Origin of the sequence: Burkholderia sp. LMG 13014 (assembly GCF_905232215.1) — a bacterium.
Taxonomy (GTDB): domain Bacteria; phylum Pseudomonadota; class Gammaproteobacteria; order Burkholderiales; family Burkholderiaceae; genus Burkholderia.
In genome coordinates this window covers 1-1542 of sequence record NZ_CAJNKE010000945.1, presented here as the reverse complement: position 1 = coordinate 1542, position 1542 = coordinate 1, and the positions used below count along the sequence as shown (strand labels likewise).

Below are 1542 nucleotides of genomic sequence, written 5' to 3'. Positions count from 1 at the left end.
ACGCCCGCCGGGCGGCTGCGCGTGTCGATGAGCGCGCCGTGCGCGTCGTACAGGTAAGCGCGCAGCGACGTCGTGCCCCAGTCGAGCGCGATCAGCGACGGGGTGGCGGAGCTGGCATCCGGAACGGGCCGGGTCGAAATCGTCATCGTTTGATCCTGCGGGTACCCTGCGGCGGGCTCCAGCCCAGTTCCGCGGAAATGGCTCGCGCTTCGCGCTGCACGAGCGGAATCAGTTCGTCCATCCGGTCGTGCGGCATGTACGGAATCGTGCTCGCCACCGACACGGCCGCGACGATCGCGCCCGACGCATCGCGGATCGGCGCGGCCACGCAGCGGATCGACGCCTCGTTCTCCTCGAGATCGAACGTGTAACCGCCGGCCGCGTAATGCGCCATGCGCTGCAGGAACGCGCTCGTCTCGGGTCGGTTGTCCGGCTTGAAATTGACGCCGGCAAGCGCACGCCGGGCGGCTTCGAACAGCGAGCGCCACGTGTCGGGATCGGTGTCGAGCATCATCGCCTTGCCGATGCCGGTCGACGCGAGCGGCATCCGGTGGCCGACGCGCGAGCGCATCTCGAGGCCGCGCGTGCCGGGAATCTTGTCGATGTACAGCACGTCGTCACCGTCGCGCACGCCGAGATGGATCGTGTCGAGCGTCGCCTCCGCGAGCGCTTCGAGGTGCGGGCGCGCCACCGCGGTGAGCGGCATCTGCTCGAGCGCGATCGTGCCGAGCTCGATCAGCTTCGGGCCGAGCAGGTAGCCGCCCTGCACCTGGCGCAGGTAGCGCGCCTGCACGAGGCTGCTGACGAGGCGGTGCGTGGTGCTGCGCGTCGTGCCGAGCGCGGCGCCGATCGCGCGCATGTCGCGCGCGCCGTTCGCGATCGCCTCGAGGATCGCAAGACCGCGCAGCAGCGTCTGCGTACCGGCCTGCTGGGCAGCGAGATCGAGCGGCGTGCTGGTCGCGCCGATGCTGTCGGTCAGCGACACATCGTCCGGCGTCGCGCGCCGGGCGTCGAGGGCAAGTGAGTCGGGCATCTTGGTCATGTGGAGCGGGCTTCTTCAACGGAACCGGTGAAGCCGTTCGTACGATGCCGGAGCGGCGTCCGGCAGCGCGACGAGGCGGCGGTCGATGCACCGAGTAAAGCGCCCGGCGAACTTCATGGAAGGTGTCTCCGTGTGCGTCGGGCGCCGCGCGATGCGTGGGTCCGAAGCTGTCGATGTGCTTCGGATTGTAGGAGCGCACGCACTCGTCTCCAATATTTGAATGCGTTGCCCAGATAATGAGAATTCGGCGCGAATCGGCCGTGTCCGCGACGTAACGGCAGCGCCATGTGCACGGGGGCGGAACCCGCTGTGCCGCAGGTTCCGCCCCCGTTTGCTCACCGCGCGCCGCGCTTACTGCTGGCTCGTGCTGCGTGCCTGCATGTAGCGCTGGACGTCCGCGAACGACACGCGGCCGTTGCCGCCCGAGTCGATCTGCCGGAAGTGGTTCGCGACATAGCCGAGGCCGGCCGCGCGTGCCTGCGACTCGGTGATCGCACCCG

The 1542-nt window shown here is 69.1% G+C and carries 1 protein-coding gene and 2 pseudogenes; all 3 read right to left on the bottom strand.

The window, feature by feature from the left end; translation table 11 throughout:
• Positions 1-146: pseudogene (locus tag JYJ84_RS38160) on the bottom strand (2-dehydro-3-deoxygalactonokinase); the annotation flags it as partial.
• Entirely contained in the window at positions 143-1042 is a 900-nt protein-coding gene (locus JYJ84_RS36390) for an IclR family transcriptional regulator (RefSeq protein WP_174960434.1), read from the bottom strand. The pseudogene JYJ84_RS38160 and the gene JYJ84_RS36390, both read right to left, overlap by 4 nt.
• Positions 1043-1393: 351 nt before the next feature.
• A pseudogene (locus JYJ84_RS38155) lies at positions 1394-1542 on the bottom strand (EF-hand domain-containing protein); the annotation flags it as partial.

What these genes read in the sequence shown, in the direction of transcription:
- JYJ84_RS36390 (WP_174960434.1), bottom strand. Translation starts at nt 1,042, where the DNA reads ATGACCAAGATGCCCGACTCACTTGCCCTCGACGCCCGGCGCGCGACG.